Source organism: Paenibacillus anseongensis, from assembly GCF_009757995.1.
GTDB classification, from domain to species: Bacteria; Bacillota; Bacilli; order Paenibacillales; family NBRC-103111; genus Paenibacillus_E; species Paenibacillus_E chondroitinus.
The window spans coordinates 578,025-601,358 of the sequence record NZ_WSEM01000004.1; the positions used below are offsets into that span (position 1 = coordinate 578,025).

20 protein-coding genes are annotated in these 23,334 nt (G+C 48.3%); 8 read left to right on the top strand and 12 right to left on the bottom strand.

The genetic code is table 11. The features are described from left to right. Positions 1–51: 51 nt before the first annotated feature. Both GON05_RS04670 and GON05_RS04675 read right to left on the bottom strand, forming a co-directional pair. Positions 52–912: an SDR family oxidoreductase gene (locus GON05_RS04670; RefSeq protein WP_157318015.1), complete on the bottom strand. Its 861-nt coding sequence runs from the start codon at positions 910–912 to the stop codon at positions 52–54. A 102-nt stretch (positions 913–1,014) separates the two neighbouring features. Then, complete coding sequence (locus GON05_RS04675; protein WP_157318016.1) at positions 1,015–1,434, bottom strand: Rrf2 family transcriptional regulator; 420 nt, start codon at positions 1,432–1,434, stop codon at positions 1,015–1,017. A 230-nt stretch (positions 1,435–1,664) separates the two neighbouring features. Between GON05_RS04675 and leuB the strand changes: the two genes are divergently transcribed. The 3 genes from leuB (at position 1,665) to GON05_RS04690 (ending at position 4,283) form a co-directional block, all read left to right on the top strand. Beyond that, positions 1,665–2,744: a 3-isopropylmalate dehydrogenase gene (gene leuB, locus GON05_RS04680; RefSeq protein ID WP_127455529.1), complete on the top strand. Its 1,080-nt coding sequence runs from the start codon at positions 1,665–1,667 to the stop codon at positions 2,742–2,744. Between the two features lie 525 nt (positions 2,745–3,269). Next, complete coding sequence (locus GON05_RS04685; protein WP_157318017.1) at positions 3,270–3,818, top strand: peroxiredoxin; 549 nt, start codon at positions 3,270–3,272, stop codon at positions 3,816–3,818. An 81-nt stretch (positions 3,819–3,899) separates the two neighbouring features. Further along, complete coding sequence (locus tag GON05_RS04690; RefSeq protein WP_157318018.1) at positions 3,900–4,283, top strand: glycine cleavage system protein H; 384 nt, start codon at positions 3,900–3,902, stop codon at positions 4,281–4,283. Positions 4,284–4,324: 41 nt separating this feature from the next. On the opposite strand, the gene GON05_RS04695 is transcribed toward GON05_RS04690, so the two are convergent. Continuing rightward, entirely contained in the window at positions 4,325–4,867 is a 543-nt protein-coding gene (locus GON05_RS04695; RefSeq protein WP_157318019.1) for a MarR family winged helix-turn-helix transcriptional regulator, read from the bottom strand. Between the two features lie 168 nt (positions 4,868–5,035). Here GON05_RS04695 and GON05_RS04700 point away from each other — a divergent pair, with 168 nt between their 5' ends. Next, a complete protein-coding gene (locus tag GON05_RS04700; RefSeq protein ID WP_157318020.1) occupies positions 5,036–5,788 on the top strand; it encodes a nitroreductase family protein in 753 nt (250 codons plus the stop codon). A gap of 71 nt (positions 5,789–5,859) precedes the next feature. Here the strand turns inward: GON05_RS04700 and GON05_RS04705 are convergent, their stop codons facing one another. The 7 genes from GON05_RS04705 to GON05_RS04735 all read right to left on the bottom strand — a co-directional run bounded on the left by GON05_RS04705 (position 5,860) and on the right by GON05_RS04735 (position 17,592). After that, positions 5,860–7,824, bottom strand: coding sequence for a glycoside hydrolase family 15 protein (locus GON05_RS04705; RefSeq protein WP_157318021.1), 1,965 nt, complete (start codon positions 7,822–7,824; stop codon positions 5,860–5,862). Between the two features lie 193 nt (positions 7,825–8,017). Continuing rightward, a complete protein-coding gene (locus tag GON05_RS04710; protein WP_309492644.1) occupies positions 8,018–10,984 on the bottom strand; it encodes a 1,4-alpha-glucan branching protein domain-containing protein in 2,967 nt (988 codons plus the stop codon). Next, complete coding sequence (locus GON05_RS04715) at positions 10,939–11,499, bottom strand: DUF4912 domain-containing protein (RefSeq protein ID WP_157318023.1); 561 nt, start codon at positions 11,497–11,499, stop codon at positions 10,939–10,941. The genes GON05_RS04710 and GON05_RS04715 overlap by 46 nt, the downstream gene beginning before the upstream one ends. 121 nt (positions 11,500–11,620) lie before the next feature. Continuing rightward, positions 11,621–11,833 carry a hypothetical protein gene (locus tag GON05_RS04720; protein ID WP_246069161.1) on the bottom strand — a complete coding sequence of 71 codons (213 nt, stop codon included), beginning with the start codon at positions 11,831–11,833 and terminating at the stop codon, positions 11,621–11,623. A 73-nt stretch (positions 11,834–11,906) separates the two neighbouring features. After that, positions 11,907–14,315 carry a sugar phosphate nucleotidyltransferase gene (locus GON05_RS04725; RefSeq protein WP_157318024.1) on the bottom strand — a complete coding sequence of 803 codons (2,409 nt, stop codon included), beginning with the start codon at positions 14,313–14,315 and terminating at the stop codon, positions 11,907–11,909. Between the two features lie 22 nt (positions 14,316–14,337). After that, positions 14,338–17,172 (bottom strand): 1,4-alpha-glucan branching protein domain-containing protein, encoded by a 2,835-nt coding sequence (locus tag GON05_RS04730; RefSeq protein ID WP_157318025.1) that lies wholly within the window; start codon positions 17,170–17,172, stop codon positions 14,338–14,340. Positions 17,173–17,181: 9 nt separating this feature from the next. Further along, positions 17,182–17,592 carry a DUF4912 domain-containing protein gene (locus GON05_RS04735; protein ID WP_157318026.1) on the bottom strand — a complete coding sequence of 137 codons (411 nt, stop codon included), beginning with the start codon at positions 17,590–17,592 and terminating at the stop codon, positions 17,182–17,184. A 220-nt stretch (positions 17,593–17,812) separates the two neighbouring features. Here GON05_RS04735 and GON05_RS04740 point away from each other — a divergent pair, with 220 nt between their 5' ends. Then, positions 17,813–18,235: a hypothetical protein gene (locus GON05_RS04740; RefSeq protein WP_157318027.1), complete on the top strand. Its 423-nt coding sequence runs from the start codon at positions 17,813–17,815 to the stop codon at positions 18,233–18,235. Between the two features lie 68 nt (positions 18,236–18,303). On the opposite strand, the gene GON05_RS04745 is transcribed toward GON05_RS04740, so the two are convergent. After that, entirely contained in the window at positions 18,304–19,176 is an 873-nt protein-coding gene (locus tag GON05_RS04745) for a LytR/AlgR family response regulator transcription factor (protein WP_157318028.1), read from the bottom strand. Between the two features lie 268 nt (positions 19,177–19,444). Between GON05_RS04745 and GON05_RS04750 the strand changes: the two genes are divergently transcribed. Beyond that, positions 19,445–19,891 (top strand): hypothetical protein, encoded by a 447-nt coding sequence (locus GON05_RS04750; RefSeq protein ID WP_157318029.1) that lies wholly within the window; start codon positions 19,445–19,447, stop codon positions 19,889–19,891. On the opposite strand, the gene GON05_RS04755 is transcribed toward GON05_RS04750, so the two are convergent. Continuing rightward, on the bottom strand, positions 19,862–20,503 hold the full coding sequence (locus GON05_RS04755; protein WP_157318030.1) for a helix-turn-helix domain-containing protein: 642 nt from the start codon (positions 20,501–20,503) through the stop codon (positions 19,862–19,864). The two genes, GON05_RS04750 and GON05_RS04755, sit on opposite strands and share 30 nt — an antisense overlap. Before the next feature lie 196 nt (positions 20,504–20,699). On the opposite strand from GON05_RS04755, the gene sigI reads away from it, so the two are divergent. Together sigI and GON05_RS04765 are read left to right on the top strand one after the other, a co-directional pair. Next, the gene (gene sigI / locus GON05_RS04760) at positions 20,700–21,479 is read left to right on the top strand and encodes an RNA polymerase sigma factor SigI (RefSeq protein ID WP_127455543.1); all 780 of its coding nucleotides are present in this window, start codon (positions 20,700–20,702) and stop codon (positions 21,477–21,479) included. Positions 21,480–21,508: 29 nt separating this feature from the next. Next, positions 21,509–22,936 carry an anti-sigma-I factor RsgI family protein gene (locus GON05_RS04765; protein ID WP_157318031.1) on the top strand — a complete coding sequence of 476 codons (1,428 nt, stop codon included), beginning with the start codon at positions 21,509–21,511 and terminating at the stop codon, positions 22,934–22,936. Positions 22,937–23,334 lie beyond the last annotated feature (398 nt).

A 23,334-nucleotide genomic window follows, 5' to 3' on the forward strand; every position in this document is an offset into this window, starting at 1 on the left:
GTAGATGTTTCTACTGTTGAGATAGTCCTTTTGTTAACTATAAGGGCGAAATCAATTAGACTTAACGATCTGAGCCAAGGCTTCGCGAATTGGCGTTGCCGGGCGGCCCAGCAGCTTCTCGAAATCATCGCTTTCAATCTCAAGCGTACCTTCCCGAATACCTTGTTGAATACCTACAAGGATAGGGACAACGAAGTCGGGGACCCCTACGCTTTTCAAAATATCCGCATAAGTGGCATCATCGACCTGCTGTACAGGAACTTCCTTGCCTAGCACCTCACCAAGAGCGGACGTGAGCTCAGCTTGCGTGTGTAATTGACCTGAAAGCTCATATATTTTATTCTCGTGTCCGTTCCCTACTAAAACAGCTGCTGCCGCCTCTGCGTATTCTTGCTGCAGTGCCCAACCTACCTTGCCGGAGCCGGCAGAGGTCACCCACGGAGCTCCAGCCACCACGCCTTGAATACTCGACAGTTCATTCTCCAGGTACCAGTTGTTGCGCAGGAAGGTATAAGCAATGCCGGTTTTGACGATGGCTTCTTCTGTTGTACGGTGCACCGGGGCCAAGAAATTAGTGCTGTTACTTGCATTAGCTATGCTGGTATAAGCAATAAATGTAACTCCAGCAAGCGCTGCAGCAGCTACAGCATTGGAGTGCTGTCGAATTCTTGTTTCCGTATCTCCATCCGCCGAAATAATCAATAAGCGATCGATCCCTGCAAAAGCAGTTTGCAAGGTTTCTGGACGATCAAAATCCCCTAGGCGAACGTCTACGCCTCGAGCACGCAACCCTTCAGCTTTCTCCGGATTACGGACACTCACAGCCAGTTGACTTGCCGGTACTGTTTTCAACAATGTTTCTACTACTTTCGATCCCAATTTCCCTGTCGCGCCTGTGACTAAAATTTTCATGTTATAATCCTCCTAAAATTTTTTTGTTGTAATCATTTTTGTTATAACAATAACTATTACAACTTATATATAAAATAAAAGCTCGCTATATGGAGCTCCTACTTATTTGAACTTCACGGTAAGTTGACTCAAAGTCGTCTGTGCCAGCCTGTGTTCCATAGCGGATTGAGCCTCGCTTAGCTCTGACTGAAGAACGGATTCGATGTTCCGCCCGACGGGGCATCCCTCATTCGGATCTTCGTGAAACCGGAATAATTGGTTATCTTCAATGACGTGTACAGCCCGGTAAATATCCAGAAGCGTAATGTCCTCCGGTGTTTTGAGCAGAGAAGCGCCTCCAACTCCTGGGCGTACTTCCACTAATCCTGCTTTTTTCAACAAACCCATAATTCTTCGGATGACCACAGGGTTGGTATTCACACTTCCCGCAATGTAATCGCCTGTACAGTCCTCGGTCGAACTGACGGCAATCAGGGAAAGTGTATGTACAGCGATTGAAAAACGTGTACTGATTTGCTTCAAAACCATTCACCACCGTTGTAACTATTATAGTTACTACTCAGAAAGGTGTCAATATCTCTATTTTTAAAAAGAGCTTGAGTTCTGTAATACAAGGTTATAGGAGGAACCTATTAAAGCAATAGATTTTATATCTAATGAAAAGGGTTATCTTATGTTACAATGAGAGCATCATATAGTCGATAGAGATGCTTACCAAGCAGCTTTACTAATTTAAGGAGTGAATGACAGTCATGGCAGATGTGAAAAAAATTGCTGTAATCGCTGGAGACGGCATTGGTCCAGAAGTCGTTGCAGAAGCGGAAAAAGTATTGAAACGTACCGAGGAGCTTTTCGGTTACCAATTTGAAACAGAGCATGCTTTGTTCGGTGGAATTGCCATTGATCAAACAGGTACACCACTTCCGGAAGAAACATTGAAAGTTTGTCAATCCGCAGATGCAGTTCTTCTAGGTGCTGTAGGTGGACCAAAATGGGATAACAACCCGAAAGAAACGCGTCCGGAAACAGGTCTTCTGGGTATTCGTAAAGCGCTTGGTTTGTTCTCTAACATTCGTCCGGCTTTCATCTTTGACTGCTTGAAAGAAGCTTCCACATTGAAACCGGAAGTACTTGAAGGAACGGATTTGATCGTTGTTCGTGAATTGACAGGCGGTATCTACTTCGGTGAGAAATTCCGTCGCGAAACGGCAAACGGTCAAGAAGCTGTAGACACTTGCGCGTATAACGTTTCTGAAATCGAGCGTATTGCTCGTCAAGCGTTTGACATCGCTCGCACACGCCGCAAAAAGCTGGCTTCCGTTGATAAAGCAAACGTTCTGGAAACTTCCCGCCTATGGCGCGAAACGGTTAACCGTATTGCGGTTGACTATCCGGATGTTGAGCTTGAGCATGTGCTGGTAGACAACTGTGCAATGCAATTGCTGCGCCGTCCGTCTTCCTTCGACGTCATCGTAACAGAGAACATGTTCGGCGACATCCTGAGCGACGAAGCTGCAATGCTGACAGGTTCCATCGGGATGCTGGCATCCGCATCACTTGGCGAAGGCAGCTTCGGCTTGTATGAGCCGGTACACGGTTCTGCGCCTGATATTGCAGGCCAAGGTATTTCCAACCCAATCGCAACGATTCTATCCGTTGCTTTGATGTTCCGCTTGACTTTCGGTTACCACGATGCAGCGGATTCCATCGAACGCGCCGTGAAAGAAGTGCTTGATGCAGGCAACCGCACAGGCGATATCGCTGTCGATAAGAGCAAAGCAATCGGAACATTGGCTATGGGCCAACTGATTGTAGACGCTATGCGCAAATAAGAATAAGAGCTTGTCCGCTAAGCATCTGTGCTGCAGCGAGCAAGCTCTTTTTTTTGAGTGATAAGTGGGAGGAAACAGGTGGGCAGCGTTGCGTCATAACGAAGAGCTTACCAACAACATAGTCTACGTTGCATTTTGTACATGATAAATGCGGCTTTTACTAGGTTATGCTCTCCTTCATTGTACAAAGTGCAACCATTTGAGCCCAAAAGACCCAATATTGGCGTTTTTCACACCTCTAAGTTGCACAAAGTACAATATCGGGGCGTTTTGCTGTCTAATCTCGTGAAAATGTTGTATAAAATACAACATAGGGTGAGACTGTCTATGCCATGCGCTTATTAAGTAGTTTCAACCTATTACAGCGTCAACCTGGATGGAAAAGGTAGCGCAATTAAACGTGTTCAAGGACCTTTCATATTTTAAAGTAATTATTATGTTGTATGTGGTCTAATTATTGACTTTCATCTATTCGGATGATACCATTTTATACGAAGAAGATAGATTTGAGGAGGAATTATACACATGGCAGAGCGTTTAGTTGGTAAACAAGCTCCTGATTTTACAATGGAGACAGCTACAGGTGACGGTACAGGGTTTGGCAAAGCATCTTTGTCCGACTACAAAGGCAAATGGTTAGTATTGTTCTTCTACCCATTGGACTTCACATTCGTATGTCCGACAGAAATTACAGCGCTTAGCTATGCTGCTGCTCAATTCAAAGAATTGGACACTGAAATTCTTGGCGTTTCCATCGACAGCATCCACACACACAAAGCATGGATCAATACACCTGTTAACGACAATGGTCTTGGCAAATTGGAATTCCCACTTGCTGCTGACATCACGAAATCCGTAGCACGTGACTACGGCGTTCTAATCGAAGAAGAAGGTATCGCACTTCGTGGTCTTTTCATCATCGATCCAGAAGGCGAATTGAAATATGAAGTTGTTAACCACAACGATGTAGGCCGCAGCGTAGAAGAAACACTTCGTGTGCTTCAAGCGCTTCAATCCGGCGGATTGTGCCCAATGAACTGGAAACCAGGCGACAAAAACCTTGTCGTAAAATAAGCTTTTTTTACATAGACAAGCTCCTCTTAGCTGGCATGCGAATGCGGCGGGGGGAGCTTTTCTTCATGAAGGAGAATGAACGTGACCGTACCAACGCATCTGCAATATACAAGAGATCATTATTGGATACGCATAGAAGGGAATGAGGCTGTCGTCGGCCTAACGGAAATCGGCTTGCTTGAGTGGGGGATGGTTTTATTCATCGAACTTCCGGAACGTGGAGCGGTGCTTGGGCAAGGTAATTATGCCGGCTCCTTGGAGACTGCTGAAAGTGAGCATGATTTGCTTGCGCCGTTATCCGGCGAGGTCATCGCTGTTAACATGCTGTTGGAGCGGGCAGTGATGATGCTGATTGAGTCACCTTATGATAAAGGGTGGCTGTTCAGAGTAGCATGCAGCGAGCCATCTGAGCTGGAACAGCTGTGGGATGCGCAGACGTATGCGTCGAGTTATTCGTTTGAGTGAGGGGCAGCCGCAAACAGTAAGCTGCAAGCCAAGCCGCAGGACTACTTAACAGGGTCTTGCGGCTTTTTTATTGGTGCAGGCGGCTGTTCTTGCTCTATCCAGGAAGTCTGCATGAGATCCTGCAGGAAAGTGCTAACGAAACGAAGCTGATCGGCGTCGTATTTGTCCATGACACGGAAAGTGTGCTCTTCCAGATGGCGATCCAGCTGAGCGTGCAGGTGATAGAGTTCCAAGCCGAGCGAAGTGGTGCGGTAAATGATTTCTTTTTTATTGCCGGGCAGTGATTCGGTTTGAATGAGCCCGAGCGTTATTAACTTTTTCGTGATTTTGGAGACGCTGCCTTTCGGAATGTCGAATCTTTTGGAGATGGTAATGCCATTTACCGGTTCTAGCTTGCCGACGGCATCCAGCACGTGCAGCATCATAACGGTCATCTCTTTAATGATGTCAATGAGAGCTGGATTGCTGCAGTGCTGAATAAGCCATTGATGCTCTTCGTCATCATTTTCTTGAACACGCTGAGCCAACTTCGTAAAAGAAGCGATGATCTCGCGCACAAAGGGCTCTTTTTGTTTATTGATCATGGTCATACCCGCCTCTCTTTTCAGGATAAGTATAACAAAAAAACTCCTGTGAATAAAGTTTCCGGGAAACAATATTGACAATATAATTACCTTGCGATAATATGGTTTCCAGGAAACAATGTTTCGAAACGGGCTAATGCCCACAAAACCCAAAGGAGTGAAGGAATAATGAATGAAGTGCTGGCGACAATGATGAACCACCGATCGATTCGACGTTTTAAAGAGGAACAGGTGACTCGGGAGCAAATCGAGCAAATTGTGCGGGCTGCACAAATGGCCTCATCGTCCAATTTCATGCAGTCCTATTCGTTAATTGGGATTACAGAACCGGCAATGAAGGAGGAGCTGGGAGCTATTACCGGATTGCCTTATGTGGCTGCCAACGGTCACCTATTCATTTTCTGTGCGGATCTTCATCGTGTTACGGTGCGGGGGACGGAAGAGGAAACGAAGAACATGGAGGCGATGCTGGAGAGTTCAGCGCTGTACCAAATTGCTGTTATCGATGCTGCGCTTGCGGCCCAGAATGCAGCCTTAGCTGCGGAGTCAATGGGGCTAGGCGTTGTGATTATCGGCGCAATCGCCAAAGACATAGCTCGTCTAGATACGATGCTTAAGCTGCCCAAGTACGTCGTGCCGCTTTTTGCCATGGCGATTGGCGTGCCGGACCAACACACGGACATTAAGCCGCGGCTGCCGGTGCCGGCCGTTTATTTTGAGAATCACTATATGGCCAGCAGGGAGGAGCAGCTAGAGCAGATTGAGCAGTATGATGAGCAGATGAGTGCCTATTATGCGGGCCGTAATGAGAATACACGCAATGATACGTGGTCTCACAAGCATGTCGCTGTGCTGCAAAGTAAAGTGCCGGTGCATCAATTTACACGCTATGTCCAAAGCAAAGGGTTGAATCGAAGTTAATGGGGGCAGCAAAAAAACCGCCGGGTTAGCACTTATTCAGAAAAAGTGTTAACACGGCGGCTCCGGTTACATTATTGTTTGGAAAGCTGTTTGTACTTGTTCAAGTACTTCACAACGGCAAGCACATAAGTCGCATGCGACCAGGTAAGCGGGGCGACAGAGACCGGATCGCCTGAGAAAGGATCCAATTGCTCCGACAGGACGCCGCTTTCCATAGCGTGTTTGACGACCCATTCTAACGTCTGGCGAGGCGCTTCGAGATCAGCGAGTGTTTTGGCGTATTCGATTTCCCACTCAGCGATCCAGAGCGTACAGATGATCCAAGGATTTCCGGGTACATTCTCGATATCGGTGGAACGTTGGAAGTAATAATCATGATGATAGCGGGCAATGCCACCGACGTTTGTTTTAATTCTAAGACCTTCTTTATTCGCTCTCATGGTACCGACAACTCGCTCGTCGTCAGCAGGCAGAACCCCGAATTCAAATATTCCGTAAACCGAGCTTTCGAGCGTCATATCTTTGACCCATTCGCCGTCCTCCATATACAAACCGCGAACGAATCGGCCTTCATTCTCATCCCAAAGATGCTTGAGAATTCCGGCTTTTATTTTCTCAGCCGTATGCTTATAGCGGTTGCTGCGCTCTTCATCCCCGAAGAGGTTGCTGAAGTTGGAAGCTGCGATGAGTCCGCCGTACACAGCTGAAGCGGTAAAGGTATAGATCCCGTAACGTTCTTCCCACAGATCGTAGCTCGGCTTCGGCAGGTTCAATTCCTGATCGATATAAGTGGACATGAATCTGGCCGCTCTACGAATGAGATTGCGGTAAAGCGATTGGGCAAACTCAAGGCTTCCATTTTTCTGGAAATCTGCCCAGAGAGCGAAGAGCACAAGAGCTGTTTCATCTTCTTGAATAGGAAGCTGAACACGTCCGGAATGAATATAAGGATGCCAACTGGAGCCTACGGTGCCGTCCGGATTATATTTATGATGCAGGTAACCTTCAGGCGACAGCACATTCGCACAGAAGTTGAAGAAAGGAATAATCATCCCTTGGTAGCCGGCCATGGACATGGAGTAAGCGATCAAGGCGCCGTCCCGAGGCCACATGTAGCTGTAATGATCTCGGTTGCTTTGCATGATGTCCGAATCGTTCGCGGCGATAATCGCGCCGTTCACATCGGTTTGCGTCCTGACAAGGAGCAAGCTTTGTTTGAAAAGGCGCTGTACATCGGGATTCAAATCTCCGTAATCCCTCTCGATCTTATTCGCCCACCGCTGCCAGTAAACCGTTACGCGATCGAGCAGCTTGCCGGGGTGGCTGTCTTTGACGTAGGCGTCAAGCTTCTTGACTTCCTCAAGCGTTTTGCCTGCGCCCATCCAGTAGTAGAGCGTTTGGTCGGCATTTGGCGGCACAAACATCCGAAAGGAGATCGTGCTATCGACTGACCCTTGCGCAATGGCGTTGCCCATGAGATGCCCGTCTTCCGCATCGCGCCACGTGCCTTCGGCGTTATAAAATCTTTTGACACCAGTAGAGTATTGATAAATGCCTTCGGTTCCGGTGCTGCCATTGAACATGAAATATCTGTCTTTTTTATAGTGGAATACCGTATTCGTCAAAGGATAGAAGGCAGCGGTATCGCCGACCTCGGTTTCATTAATGAGCAAGTCCTGATTGAAGAACATTCTCACTTCGCGAACGGTATGTTTGTGATTCGTAATTTGGATCCGTTTAATATAAATATCCTCTCGCTGATGAACACCGTCATTCATGAGTAAAGTGATGCCAAGACCAGGATGCGTAGCTCTTACTTCAGTAACAAGAGAATCTTCCACATAACCAAGCTGGAACTGCCACTCGGGGGAATTCAGCCAGGCAAAGTCACCATCCACCCAAATACCGACACGGCACTGATAACCGCCAATATGATTAAGCTGGCCTACGAAAGGATAGTACAGATCTCGCATATAGGAATGCTGATCGAGATTAATAAGAAATTTTCCGTTTCCGATGACCAGATGTCTAGGCAATACAATCACTTCCCCACTCTTTTGTTTGATTGTTCAGTAAGTTCAACCAAGTGCAAAATCTGTTCAAAACCGAGCACTGCAAGCACAAGGCCTGCCAATAGGTTACCTAATAATTACCAAGGAATCAATGATTCTTTGAAAAAATTCTGAAAATTTCAACTGGGTGCGCTTTCATTTGGCATAGATGTCCATATTATTTGATTATTTCCTTTTGATGCGGGATTATACCCGATGACTGCTCGTGAGCGATTAATTTCGTGTACAAAATAACCGTGCTGGAACCGATCTGCTCCCATCCAAAGTTGTCGTGAATTGTGGCCAAAGCCTGAGCGGCAAGTTCAGAAGCGGCAGCGGGATTTTGTAAAAGCTGAACAATTTGCCAAGCAAGCAGGTCAGCATCGCCTGCAGGAACCTTATATCCGTTAAATCCATGGTCTACGATGTCGGACAGACCTCCCGTATCCGAAACGATAAGCGGTGTACCGCTGGCCATCGCTTCCAAGGCCACAAGGCCGAACGGCTCGTAGAGGCTGGGGAATACACAAAGTTCAGCATGGTGTAATAACAGGCTTTTGTCCCATTCGTCTAGGAAACCAGTGAAATGGACACTGTCGCCGAGTGGGGCGGCCGAGAGTTGGAGCGCTTCAAGTTCCGGTCCCGTACCGGCAATAACCAACTGAGCCATAGGATACTCCTTGTGAACGTGCTGCATGGCGCTAAGCAGGAGGTGCACGCCTTTCTCATAAACAAGCCTTCCGAGGAAAGCGATAATTGGACGAGCAGCATCTCCATGCGGCACCGAAAGTACGCGAGAAAGCTCCGGGTTAACCGCTGAACCATGAGCATCAGGTACCCGAAATGGCATAACGCCATTAGGGATATGGGTCATTTTATGAAAAGGAGTATGAAAAAGGTGCATAACTTCTTGCAGCATATAAGGACTGCAGACCACCAGGTGATCGGCTTCGTGCGCTAATTTATGTTCCAGGGCATGAATGCGCTTTTGCGCAGGCGTATCCAGCTTGCCCAGATTGCGTCCCGATTCCGTCGCGTGAATCGTGGCCAGCAGAGGGAGGTGCAGGACCATCTTGCACTCTTTCGCGGCATAGTAGACGAGCCAATCATGAGCATGGATGATATCGAATTGTTGTCCTTGAACGGATAAGCGCTGGACGGTATCCGAGAAGGCCAGGTTCATCTGAAACACCCAATCCAGGAAATGAAGGGGTTCCGCGGAAGAAAATACGTCTACACGGTGAATATGCACGCCGTCGAGCAGCTCGTAGGACGAGCATTCGGGCGTCAAGCATGTGACGACATGAATCTCCAGACTGCTCGCAGCAAGCTGTACGGATAGATCACGAACGGCTCTGGCGAGACCTCCGATGACTCGTGGCGGATATTCCCAGGCCAGCATCAAAACGCGTAGAGGCCTAAGCGTATCCGGCTGTGAAGGGGCAGGGAATGAACGCTCCGAGGTATCAGGGAAAAAGCTGATCGATGAAGCGGGCTGAAAAAGACGGTAATGCGCCTCGGGTAAAAAGGGCGTTTGCCGCTCCAGGGTCAGCACAAGCTCGGAAAGCTCTCTGTCTGTTATTTCAGCTTTATCATTGTCAACAGTATCTAACAATTTATGGAAAGAAGCGAGATGCGTTTCAATTCGTTTCACGGCATAGCTGGTTACCGTTTCAGCATCCAGGATGAAGGTCCAGTCACTGCTTTGCGCGAGCATCAACTCGCGCGCGGCTTGATTCAGCGCACGAACCTGCAGGCCGCTGAGCAGCTCTGGCTTCCGGTGCTTATGCGCCGCAAGCACCAAGCGATCCTCCGCCGCGTGCAGCAGCGGATGCACCCACTGGCTGCGCGGCTGCAGCCAGACCTCGGCGAAGCCGCCACGGCCCCAGCTGGACTCCGGCAGCGTGGCCGCCGTGGTCGGCGCATAGGCGGCTGCGTAGCCGCCTAATGTCGCCGTCTCGCAGCGCGCAGCGGCTAGGCCGCGCAGCACCGCCTCGAGCCACTGGTGGCCTTCGTGCCACCAGTGCCCGAACAGCTCGGCATCGTATGGACATACGATGACCGGCGGCTGCGGCTGCTGCTCCGCGCAGCGCCGAAGCTGCGCCACCCGGCTGGCGACGAAATGCTCAGCATGCTGCTGAGCTTTCTGCGCGGCGAGCGCCGGGTGGTAGGGCGCTTTGGCGTCACCTTTGCCGGTGACGCGGTGGTACTTGAAGCCCGTATGAATGCGTGCGCCGTCCGGCAGCACATAGGGCTTCAAGTACTCCCACTCGGCCCCGCCGCTGTGGCCGAGGTCAAAGCCGATATCGCGGTAATACTCGCGATAGTCGGGGTCGCTCGGGTAACCGCTTTCGGCGCTCCATACCTGAGCGCCGGCTTCGAGGTCCCGAGCGTAGGCGCACGCGCCGTTTGGCGTGCGCAGGGGATAGCTGGTGGATGCCCCAGACGCGGCAAACGCATGGGCATCCACAACGAAATAGCGCAGCCCCAGCGCCTGCAAGTGAGGCTCCACGGCAGGCGTGTAGCCGCACTCCGGCAGCCAGATGCCTGCCGGAGCAGATCCAAAATGCCGCCTGAATTCCTGGACGGCGGCTTCAAGCTGCGCGCGCAGCGCGGCGTCGTTCTTGACCAGGGGCAAGAAGGCATGTGTCGCGGCGCACGTTATTAACTCTAAGCAGCCTGAGCTTCTCAGGCTGCGGAATTTCCCGATGAGATCGCCACGCAGGCGATCGTACAAAGCAAGCAGCCGATGATAGTGATCGGCGTAGAGCCTGGCCGTGGGGCCGAAGTCGGCATGGCCCCATAGGCGAATCACCTCGCGCTGGGAAAGCTCGCAGAGGGAGGCTAGATGCTTGCGAAGCCGTTTCTGCAAGCCGGTATCTTCCAGCATAGCAAGCAGCGGCGGAGAGAGGGATAAAGTCAGCGCGAAGGGCACGCCTTCCTCAAGCAGCCGATCCATCATTTCAATGAGAGGCAGATAGCTGTCCACAACCGCTTCGAAAAACCAACGTTCTTCTAACGTGATTTCCGCTTTATGATGACGCACGTAAGGGATATGGGCATGCAGGAGCAAAGCAACATAACCGTGTACGTTTGAGCTCAATCGAGATCGCCTCCGAATTCCGAATCTGCTGGGGGTGTGCACTTGGGTAAGTACACGGAGTAGGCCGAGAAATACTCATGAGCTATAGGAGCCTTAAGCTGAATGGAAACGGCAGCAGGCCTGTAGGTAACTTGGTTTTCCAGTGTTGCAACGTTTGAAGGAAATTCTTGCTTCGTATGTATATGGGGAGTCTGAATCGTATTAGAACGCAGAAGCGGGAGAAATTGTCCCTGCTCATTCTTAATGCCGACTTCTGCGAAGTACAACCGGCCGGGTAGAAAACCGTTCAGGAAGCAGCATTCTCCTTGTGGAAGGGGGAGTTCAGAAATCGTATCTGACAGATGGGTGCTGACGGCTTGTTCGACAGTTGTTTCGTAAAAACGCAGAGTGGGCTGAAGCAGGAGCCAGTCCGCTCCGAAGTGATCCTGCACCATCCTTTTTTTCCTCGAAGAGAGCTGCCAATAAGCAAAAAGATTAGCCGATGACTGCACCAACAAGTGAAGTGTGTCCCTGTCATTGGAATGGGCAGAGAAAGCTTGAGTAGGAATCAGACTCACCTTTTCTTAGGTCGTAATGGGAAATAAATGGGATCAACCATTCGGACAACATTGTAGCATACGCACCTAGGAAACGAAAAATCTCCTCCTTTCAAGAAGGGGGAGATCTCCTGTATGTGCTTTACTTAATTGGAGGTTGACCTTCCATGTACCGGGTCTCCGTAAGCCTCATTAAAGAATCATATCGATTGACAGAACTCAGAATCAACAGATAATCATCCTGATTAATATTCGTATAAGATGCCTTGAAACCGGTATGATATTGAACCGTCATACTGGAAGATTGATCGTCATACTGCACAAAAGCGATCTGCCTGGAAACACTTGGAATCATATTCACGCCGCTCTCCCCTTCATCTTAAGACTTCGGATCACCCGCTAATGGATATATCTGTCATATAGTATGCTTATTGCAACACATTTAGAATGTGGTCTCGGTACGAATGGACAAGCTCTTCGGCAAGAGCCGGATTCTGAGACTGGGCGACAAGCCTAAAAACAGGGTCTTCACTGTCGGGCAGCAGCAAAATCCAACCATTTTCATGATAAAATTTGATCCCGTCCACCAAATCAACAGGCGTGTCCTTGGCCTTGTTCATCATACTCCGCATCACTTCTCCCTTGGCGTCCCATGGGCAATCGATTTGCTCGCGGTGCAGATAGAAACTCGGAATCAGAGATAGAAGCTCTGACAGCGGTAAACCGGTTCTCCCCAGATGAAGAACGACAAGTCCGATGGCAAAAAGCGAGTCGAACAAAGGATGCATCCGCGCCTGCTCCGTGGCTTCTAGAATGGCTCGTTCCCATTCCTTGGTGCGAATGATTGTTGCGCCTAGTCCCTCGGCCATGCTCTCCAGGAGCTCAGGCGCGCTGACGGGAGCGCCAATGGTTGCTCCTGGTCGACTGTGCAGGTAGCACAGGTACAGGAAAACGGTTTGCAAATCCGTATCGACAAGCTCTCCCTTCTCTGTCACAAGCTGCAAGGTGCGGCCGTCGTCCAACATGCGCAAACCTAAGTTAGCCCCGGCTAGCGATGTGAACAGGGGAAGTGGTACCTGATTATTTGCTGTGGTCACATGGATCGCTTCCAGTCCCAATTTCTCGAAAAACGGCACCAGATAAGGCTGCAGCCAAGGGCTGGCTTCAATGACGATCTTCATTCTCGATAGGGGCAATTCTTCTCCTTCATCTGCGATTTCTTCAGACAAAGTATGCACATAGGTCTCAAACCAATGCGTTTCATCTTTATAGCTGCCAAGGCGCTCTATCGATGCCCGAGCATAATCCTCCTGCCAAAAGCTGTTTTCCACTTTGCGCTCGGCGGATCTTGTAATTGGCAGCCCTTCGGCATCCATGCAGGCCAGCAGGCACCTTTCGTTCTCTTTACCGGACCAATCCAGATGGATACCTCCTGCGGCGCCCAAGTGACGAATGGCAAACGAAGCTGCCGGAGCCAGGCAATCTCCCAAATCAATGACATGCGTGCCGACGGATTGCAAGCTTGCCGTCAAAGCGCGCTTGAGCAACCGAGTGAAGGTATGCGGGGCGCAGCTTACTGTGAGTGTTTTGCCGGCAGCAAGGGTTGCCCCGTAGGCCGTGCCGAACTTGGCGGTCATCTCGGGTGTTAGCTCGAGATTGGGAAGGCCGCTGACTCCGCGGGTTTTGAATAGCGTTTTGGCAGCATGCTCCCCCCATATATGAGAAGTATGAAGGCGGGATTTATCGCGAATTTGTTTATGGGGCCATATTTTCACATGAGGCTCGATCCGGCTCTTTTCCCCAATGATGACATGATTGCCAACGACCGACCCTTCGCCGAGATACGAGGCTTCTTTGCAAACAATGCGGCTGGTTAGCGTCGAACCGGCTAATTCGTTATGGGGGGCGATGTGGTTATGGTCCCAAAGTACGCTGCGCGTGAGCTTGCTGCCCTTGGAAAGCCGATTATTTTCCCCCACGATGCAGTATTCTCCGAGTTCCACCCCGTCCTCAAGCTTACTCCCTTTACCGATAAAAGCAGGTCCAACGACGCGGGCTGTTTCACTGGTCTCTACATCGTCTGCGATGTATACGCGAGGCCGGATTTGGGTGCCATGGATTTGTAGCTGTACCTTGCCATCGAGCATATCAAACTGGGTTTGCCGATACTGCTGCAAGTTGCCGATGTCCATCCAGTATCCGCTGCTGACGTAGCCGTAGAGCCCTCTATTTTCCTGAAGCAATGCCGGGAAAAGCTGCTGGCTAAAATCAAATTCCTGACCCAGCGGCACGCGCTCCAGCAGCTCTGGCTCCATGATATAGATGCCTGTATTCACCGTGTCGCTGAACACCTCGCCCCAGCTTGGTTTCTCCATGAAGCGGGTAATCACGCCGTTCTGATCGGTCATAACCACACCGTATTCCAGTGGATGAGGGACACGGGTCAGCAGTAACGTAGCTTTAGCTTGTTTTTCTTTGTGAAAAGCGAGCGCCTGCTCCAAATCAAAATCGGTTAAGGCGTCACCGCTAATGACGACGAAGGTATCGTTGAGAAACTCGTGCGCCTGCTTGACGCTTCCGGCTGTACCCAAGGGACTGGTCTCTTCAAAATAGTGGAGATTAACGTCAAACGCTTCTCCATCGCCAAAATAGTCGCGAATCACTTCAGGTTTATACTGCATCGTGACGGCAATATCATGGATGCCGTGTTTGTGCAGCAGCTCAATAATATAGGCCATGCACGGTCTTCCCAGGAGAGGCACCATGGGTTTGGGAAGATGGCAAGTGAGGGGGCGAAGCCGCGTGCCTTTGCCTCCAGCCATAATAACAGCCTTCATAGTGGGTCCTCCTTAGAGTTTTTTAACTTTTTACTGTAACCGCAATGTCGGTGAGCTTGTTGGTTAGTTTGCGATAATCCTCCTGAACATGCGCAGCGATATGGTTCCATTGGTAGTTTTTCAGTAGCAGCTGATAGGCGCTGTCGGCCATTTTGGCGGCTAATTTGGGATGCAGCAGCATTTCGGTAATATGCCATGCCAGCGAATCAACGTGTCCCGGCAGAGCTTTGTAGCCGTTCACGCCATGCCGAATGATTTCAGCCAGACCGCCTGTATCCGAGAGTACGAGGGGCCGCCGACTGGCCATTGCCTCCAAGGCAACGATCCCGAAAGGCTCATATAAGCTCGGTATGACACAAACATGGGCATATTGATAGAGCTGGGTACGGTAGCTATCATCTATGAAGCCTGTAAACAAGACGCGATCTCCTAAATGGGCCGCTAACGTGCGAAGTTCGTTTTCCATTGGTCCTGAACCGGCAATGATGAGTTTTGCTTGCGGCACATGCGTCAAAATGCCCGGCATGGCCTGGATGAGCGTGTGAATACCCTTTTCATAAACAAGCCTGCCAATATAGAAAATAACTTTATCCTGCTTCGCAATTTCACGAGGACGTTTCACTGTTTCCTTGCTGGATGCCAGAGAGATCTGAATGCCATTCGGATGAACAATGACTTTATCCGGAGGCAAGCTGAAGATGCGGACAACTTCCTCTTTCATATAGGAGCTGCAAACAAAAACGCGGTTGGCCTCATACGTCAGTTTCCACTCTAACTGATGAATTTTGCGCTGTAGGTCAGAGCCCAAATTTCCTTGATTTCTCCCCCATTCCGTCGCATGAATCGTTGCTATCAGAGGGATGTTATAACTCATTTTTATTTCTCTCGCAGCGTGAAAAACCATCCAATCATGGGCATGCAGAAGATCGATGCGGCCGCCATTCTCCACCCAGTTGACCAGATGATCCGTCATGGCGAGATTCATTTCGAAAGTCCAGTGATAAAAGGAAGTATCACCGGAATGCTGAATAGGCAATCGATGGACATAGACGCCATTTTTATTCTCAAAAGCAGGTGCGCCGTCATAGGACGTCGTGATGACATGCACGATTTCTCCGAGGGAAGCAAGGGTTTCCGACAGTTCATGGACGGCTTTCGATAAACCGCCGACTTGTTTGGGGGGATATTCCCACGCCAGCATGAACACATTGTGGCGATGTTGTGTAGCTTCGAGTAAGCCTTCCCATTCACTTCTGCTAGGAATAATAGGAATAGGCGACTGGAGGCTGATACTTCTGAAAGCTTGATACTCGACATCCGGAAGGAAACTGTCATGTTCCTCCAGTGCAGCAAGGAAATCCTCATCGATCTGATTGCTATTCAATTGATCGCAAAGCCGGTGGAAGCAGCCAAGATGGTTTTTTATCCGGCGGCTAGCATAATCCGCGCAGGTTGCCGAGTCCATCAGGAACGCCCAATCGCTGCTCTGAGCCAGCATGAGCTCTCTGGCGGCTTGATTCAAAGCACGATTGAACACATCGGCAGTTGCTTTCTCAGCATGATGAAGATGCTCCTGATTTGTGGCGAAGTGAATCATCCGCTTCTCCGCTTCATGAAGATGACGGTAAATCCAGTCATTGCCTGCTTGCAGCCAGGTTTCAGAGCTGTGGCTGCGGCCTGCGCTGGATGGGTTCAATTGGCCAACTCCGGCCGTTGGATACTCATCCAGATACTCGCTTGGCGTTATCATTTTCACCGCCGTCTGATCGAGAAACATTTTGCGGCATAGCTGCTCCAGAAAGTGGGGACCTTCATACCACCAATGCCCAAAAAGCTCCGCTTGAAAAGAGGAGACGATAACCGGTTTTCGATCCAGCCAGCGAAGCGCTTGTTGCACCTGTTTTTGGCGATGTTTGAGAAAATCATCTGCATGCTCTTCCGCTCTTTCCGAGGCGAGTGCGGGATGATAGGGCATTTTGAGCCGGCCTTTACTGGTATTGCGGTCGTATTTGAATCCTGCATCATTTGCCGAATAATAGTCGCGATAAAGAAAGTCGCTGCTATACCCATCCTCTGGTGAGCAAATTTGGTGCATAGACGCCAGATCGCATGGAAAAGCCATCACGCCGTCAGTCGACGTCAGCAGCGGAGCCAACTGTTCACGATGGGGGTGAGGGGATGCAAAAGCAACAGCGGTGGCATCCGTGAAAATATACCGGATGCCGGCTTCGCTCAAAATCCGCTCAATCCCCGGCGTATAGCCGCATTCGGGTAACCAGAAGCCGCGTGGCTTTTGATCGAAATAACGCTCAAAGTCTTTCACCGCGGCTAGAATCTGAGCCCTGATGGATTCTTCCGTTTGCATCAAAGGCAGATAGGCGTGCGTAGCGGCGGATGTTACGATTTCTATGTGTCCTAATTCTTGGAAATGTTTGAAGGCAACAATGACATTTCCATCATAACTCTCGTACAGATCCAGCAGCTTTTGAAACCTCTGCGAATACTGGTAGGCAGCGGGAAGGAGAACGGGGTCCTGCTGTAGCCGTACTTGTTCGCTGTCAGATAGCGTAATAAGTTTTTGGAGATAAACCCTATATTTGGCTTGCCAGAATGGATCGCTGAACAGAGATAACAGTGTCGGAGTGATGGAAAAGGTCATGCGGAAATCAATTTGATCTTGAGAGAGCTGCTGCATGACTTCCAATAATGGCAAATACGTTTCTGTCATAGCCTCAAAAAACCAGCGTTCTTCCAACGCAACGTCCGGACCTTGGTGGCTGATATAAGGAAGATGAGCATGCAGGACGAGGGCGAAATACCCCTTAATTTCAGGCTTCGATTTCAAGCGATTAATCAAAACTTATCGTCACCTCGGTTCTCCCCAATTCTCTTCCGAATCTTTGGGGGTTGCGACACAATTGGATCGAAGTAAAGGGATAAACTCATGCTCCCACGTATACGTCCCTACATCCACGATATAGCTGCGATTAGCCCCAGCTTGATGCAAGTAGGCATGCGTAGTTTCGGGCGGCACGGTTGTATCCCAGCAGGTATGGGCATTATGTCCATTAAAGAGTACATGCGTCACATCGTACAAACGGATGACACACGGCATAGCACCGAAGTCACATTCAAAATGCTGGGATACCAGCCACCTGCGCCTGTCAGATATTTCCCAATATGCATAGAGCGAATTTGTACCAACAACCATAAGATGGAGTAAGTCCTTGTAATATCTTCCAGGCACCTCATACTCCGAGATTGGTGAAGTTTTCAAGGCTATTCCTCTTTTCTGGGCAATCGCATTTCGGGCGACCATTTTCTTGTAAAAGCATTCGCTTTTCAACAGAAAAATATGCGTGGATTGCTAAAATCTAGATGTCTCGTAAAAAAGGAATTTCACACTTTTAAGGCGAATATATTGGATTAATCCGGGTGACAAAGATGATGCTATGATGCAAGTTTTCCTCACGGAAAACGCAAAGGGAGTGATATCGATGAGTTTTTGTTGTGGCGCTAGTATGATTGGAACAAAAGGTACATTGAAGCACATCCGAACACAAATTCATAATGTGCCGATTCTCTTCTGCCCGGTATGTCACCACATTGAGGTTCACTATCTGGTAGAGAACGAATACGAGATACTGGCGGAATACGCCCACGGTGATGGGGCTGCCGAGGTCGACTTTTTAGAATACGTAGATGGGAAAGACCATTTGCTGCATGACAATTGTGTGAATCATGAAGGCGAAGAGCCTATGGATATTGTACGCAGCCAGATCGATATGGCGCTGGATCTGCTCATGGTTGCGAAATCCTTAGCGGATGCCGAATGGGAAGAGCAGCTCATGAAACGATTGAAAATGCTGAGTGTACGCCGCGATAAGCTGAAAAACAAAAAAACCTCCAAGCCCATGTAGAGGTTATAAAGATAAAAGCCGCTATCTTTTCCTAACGGAAGAGGGAGCGGCTTTTTATTCGGATGATTCTAGACTTGCTCGTGAATCTCATGGAGCAACCGCCCGAACTCTTTTTGCAGACTTCTGCTTAAAGGGATTTTTATCGGCGTATGATTCAAGTGAATAAGAAATCTGCGCGATGTAGGAAATCCGCTGTCCTTCACGTAGCTGACAACATGCCGCATATTGACAAGAAAGCCCTTGAAGGGGCTGAACATCAATGGCGAGCTCTGAGATAAGATATCCGATAAGTTGGTGCTGGAATCCATCTGTGCACCATTCTTGAGATGAATTCTGGATAATCGCTTGTCCTCTTTCTCGATGAAAAGAATCGATTCCTCCGAGATCGGTAACTGCGATTTTTGATTTTTTACAGTAATCCAATTTGTTTTCATGGAGCCTGGCGTTTGCTGCGTATGACTGCGTTCCAATTGAATCTCGGTAATGGCTTTGCGGATGGCTGCTTGAAACTCAGGCAGCATCACAGGCTTTGACAAGAAATAAACAGAACCCAGGTCATGAAAACTCGTAAGGATATGATCGATATTGGTCGTACCGCTAACCATGATGACCTTCTGCTGATAACCGGCTTTGCGTAAGGTCTGTACCATAGCAATGCCGTCCAGATTGCCTTCCAGGCCAATATCGACGAGTAGGATATCCGGGAGAAGCTGTTCATACATTCGAATGAATTCTTCGCCGTCCGTGGCGATCGAAACGACATCTAATTCGCACTGCTGACAATAGATTTCAAGTAATTTACCAACCCAATGATTATCTTCCACAATGGCAACGGTGTAAGGATGCCCCATACGATCATCGCACTCCATTTCTCTAAGACCATCCATGCATTCTGTCAGCTTATGCTCAGAAACAGCCAACTTAGTCCATATTGAACGCAAAAGATCTATTATCCTGTATAATTCTAGTTGCAGAGTTAATTGATGTAATTTCTGAAGAGCAAGCTTAGAAATGAGGGGTTAGTATTTGTTAACATGGGCGATATTTATCTTGACCTGTCTTGATTTTGTTCCCATGATTTTATTCTCATTGGTTCTATTTAGACAAAAAATAAAGCCGCACGGGTTGCCGATTGCTTTGGCTTTCCTGGCTGGAATATTGGTCACATACCTAGGCCAAAGGCCTATTTTATACATAAGTATCATCTGTGTGCTAGTAGTATCTGTTTGGAAATTTTATCCCATACCTGCCGTCATTCTCGCATTATCCGGGTACATCCTGTCTGTGATTGTATCGACTGGCGTTTATGCAATATGGGAACTGACTCCGCTCACTTCGTATGCGGCAATGAAAAATAAACCGGATGAGTTCGTTATCGTCCTGCTTCTGGTATTAGGTGCGAAATGCGGTATTCTTGCAGGAATACATAAACTTCGCCTGGGTTTTACGTTCTTGACGCATTACACACGAATAATGCCAACCAGAGAAAATGCAGGCTTCTATCTTTTCATTATTGTCGTAATCGTTGGAATTATTTACCGACATTCCTATCCAAACAGCGTGCTAAGCGCACTGATGCCGATTCAAATGCTTGGTATCGCAACAGCTCTATTCATCTATGTTATGCTAGGTAAGGAGCTTAGCTTTCAACGATAAGGGATGGCTATCACCATCGGCCTGAGCAGTAACGCCAGTATTGCGAGCCACATAATCCACAAGGGTTTGATGATGTTTCATCTGCGCCATGGCAGCGATGGTAACATAAGGTCCATCTTCATAAGCATCAAAATAAAGTTTGCCTTCCGAGGGGGCATACTTTTTTATTTTGTTCAGATTAACGAACAGGTGCATGTCCATTTTTGCAAATTGAAGATCCATTAATGCTTCTATGAAACTAGTAAAAGCCACGAGTGATTCTACGTTTTCTTCCACCATGCCATCTTGCGAGACGTACTTGATCGATTTCGTACCGAACTCCACATACCAGACATTATCTAAACGGATTTCGTTAGGCGTTTGCCAAGATGACGCTTCCTCCAGATATCCGGCTTTCATTAAAAGATCCGTGTAAGGATATTGATAAGCTTGCGAAAGCTTCCTTAAGGTGTCAGGGGATGGCTTGATGATGTCATTCGTGGTACGATTACGTCCGAGCTCTAAGTCTCGAATGTACGCATGAGACAGGCCGCTTTTGCTGGCAACCTTGCGCAAGGACATCTTGCCTCGCAGCGTCTCGAGAAACTTGCCAAATTGATTACCTTGTTCCAAATGAAACACCTCCTTACCATAATTGTAAAGGATTCTAGTTTAAATTGAAATCGTCTACAGAGGTTTTATTTCCCAGTAGGTGCTCATTTGGACATCTATGTTATAATAAATTTGCTTTTTATTTCTGCTTTACATATGTTGTACCCCCCGAATTGATATACATAAGGACGAATTTACTATACTGTGAGGTGGAAAGGTGCTACTGGTACTATTCAAAAGGTTCCTTGGAAAAAAGGAATCCCAGGGTCAAAGTGAATCCTATGCCTCTTCCCTTGAGGTTACCATACATCAAATTCAATCAGGAGACCTAAGACTTAGGAATCAATTTATTTCAGACTATCAGCCCTATGTAGCAAAAGTAACAAGCAGGTTCTGTAAAAGGTATATAGATCCGGCTAGGGATGATGAATTCAGCATTGCTTTAGGGGCATTTAATGAAGCCATTAATCAATATTCTTCTGTGATGGGGAGATCTTTCCTTGGGTTTGCCGAAACCGTCATGCGGAGAAGGTTAATTGATTTCTTGCGTAAAGAACAACGTTTCAAAGGACAGATTCCTTATAGTTCATTCGATCAGGAAGATGATGAAGATAACCTACTCAATCCGATTGAGGTTCATCAAGCCATAGAAGCTTATGAAAAGCAAAAAGGACTTGAAGAACGGCGAAGTGAAATTATGGATTTCAGTCGCTGCTTAAGTGACTTTGATATCGATTTCTCTGAGTTGACGGAAGCCTCTCCTAAACATGACGATTCCAGACAGATGCTTTTCGGCATCGGTCGGACGCTGGCACAGGATGCGGAACTAATGCGGACTCTTCTAACGAAACGGCAGCTACCCATTAAAGAGCTGCTGGAGCAAGTACAGGTTTCTAGAAAAACCTTGGAGCGCAACCGTAAGTATTTGATAGCTATTGCTCTCATCTACAACGGTCCATACCCTTACTTGCGGGATTATTTACATATTCGAGAATGAGGACGGCATTAAGAAAGGAAGAGCAGCGCATGAACAAGGGAATCGTAATGGAAATTAGCGACACCTCCATTATTGTCATGAGTCCAGAGGGTCGGTTTGAGAAGCTCCCTAGGGGAACACGAAATTGTGAAGTAGGAGAAGAAATCCTGTTCGCACCTGCGATAAGACGCTTCCGGGTACCGCAAATAGGGATTCTTTCTGGTTTGGCCGCCGCAATTATCGTGTGCTTCGTCTTGGTATCCACTTTAACGGGAAGTGTGCCAGGTGGCCAAGTGGTTGCTTACGTAACCATAGATATCAACCCAAGTGTCGAAATTGGGATTGATGACAAAGAGGTTGTTCAAGACCTACAGGGATTAAATTCAGACGGCGATGAGTTAATCAGCACCTTGGAGTACAAGGGCAAGTCGTTAGAAGCTGTTACCTCAGACATCTTGGATAAAGCGGAGCAGGGAGCCCTTGCCAAAGGGGAAGGCGACATTATCATCTCATCTACAGTCGTAGAACAAAAAGCAGCGGTGAATGATGAAGCGATTGCCACCAAATTGAAGAATCAGGTGAGCAAGCATATTGAGCAATCGCATCCCGATCAAGTCCAAAACTATGAAGTGACGGCGTTCGCAGCACCGCAAGAAGTGAGACAAGAAGCCAAGGCCAGCGGTGTATCCGCAGGGAAATATGCCATCTATCTCAATGCCGTAGACAACGGGGCAAAAGTATCGCTGGACGACATCAAAAGCGTCTCCATTCATCAGTTGGCCAAAGAAAACGGCGGGATCGACAAGCTGGTGCCATCATCAAAGCCTATCGATAAGTCTTCACTGCAAAGACTTGTCGCTGATGAAAAATCAGGGAAATTGAGTGAGCGAATTCAGCAAATTCAAAATGACCGAGATAAAGGCAAAAGCAATGCAAGCAATGATAAAAACGATAAGAATGACAAGAACGACAAGAACGATAAAAATGGTAATAATAACAATACCAAGATCGGTAAAAACGAGAATAATGGCAAGCCTAGCGTGAAGCCGACACCTACGCCTACGCCAAGAAACAACCGCAATGATAACAAGAACGGCCAGAATGTTAAGAACGGTCGTGACGATGATGATGACAACAATGGCAAGAACAACAACGATGATAAGAACGGCAAAGATAACAATGGCAGGGATAACAACGGCAAAGATAATGACGATGATGACAAAAATGCAACTAAACCTGGCCGCAAGGACGACAATGACGATGATCCGAAAAATGGATCATCGTCAAAGCCACGAGAGACCCCTAAGCCTAGTGTAAAACCTACCGTCAAACCAACAAGCCCGAGCAAGCCGACGGCAAAACCGACAGCGAAACCGACGGCAAAGCCGACATCGACTCCAAAGCCAGATGATAACAATTTCAATTGGAATTGGGGCAATCGGGATTGGGGACAGAAGAAGGACGGCAAGGATGATTGATGAGTAGTAACCCTGAGACACTTTGTCTCAGGTTTTTTTATTTGGGGGAGGGGAAACCGTCTACGCCGATCATTTACTCGGACCGACTAATGCTGCGACAACGCAAACGGTGTACACTGCCAAGCTACCCCAGGCAGCTCGGCCAAGAGACTAGACTGCCAAGCCAACTCCGCCACCGGTTTACTTCGACCTGCTACCCCAGCCAACTCGCGAGATCTACACGGATTTCCGATAGGGGAACTAGGGGCCACTATTTGCTGCAAAACAGGCGTTTGGTTGATGAAAGGGAACTCTGATCCCTTATTTTTCTAGTTTCGACGAATTGCTGCTCATTTTGAGAGAATAGTTAAAATGAACGAAACCGACTGCCACTTTGCGTATACGTAGGTTAATTTTGA

What these genes read in the sequence shown, in the direction of transcription:
- GON05_RS04685 (WP_157318017.1), top strand. Translation starts at nt 3,270, where the DNA reads ATGGCAGAGCGTTTAGTTGGTAAACAAGCTCCTGATTTTACAATGGAG.
- GON05_RS04670 (WP_157318015.1), bottom strand. Translation starts at nt 912, where the DNA reads ATGAAAATTTTAGTCACAGGCGCGACAGGGAAATTGGGATCGAAAGTA.
- GON05_RS04700 (WP_157318020.1), top strand. Translation starts at nt 5,036, where the DNA reads ATGAATGAAGTGCTGGCGACAATGATGAACCACCGATCGATTCGACGT.
- leuB (WP_127455529.1), top strand. Translation starts at nt 1,665, where the DNA reads ATGGCAGATGTGAAAAAAATTGCTGTAATCGCTGGAGACGGCATTGGT.
- GON05_RS04725 (WP_157318024.1), bottom strand. Translation starts at nt 14,315, where the DNA reads ATGAAGGCTGTTATTATGGCTGGAGGCAAAGGCACGCGGCTTCGCCCC.
- GON05_RS04695 (WP_157318019.1), bottom strand. Translation starts at nt 4,867, where the DNA reads ATGATCAATAAACAAAAAGAGCCCTTTGTGCGCGAGATCATCGCTTCT.
- GON05_RS04720 (WP_246069161.1), bottom strand. Translation starts at nt 11,833, where the DNA reads ATGATTCCAAGTGTTTCCAGGCAGATCGCTTTTGTGCAGTATGACGAT.
- GON05_RS04740 (WP_157318027.1), top strand. Translation starts at nt 17,813, where the DNA reads ATGAGTTTTTGTTGTGGCGCTAGTATGATTGGAACAAAAGGTACATTG.
- GON05_RS04765 (WP_157318031.1), top strand. Translation starts at nt 21,509, where the DNA reads ATGAACAAGGGAATCGTAATGGAAATTAGCGACACCTCCATTATTGTC.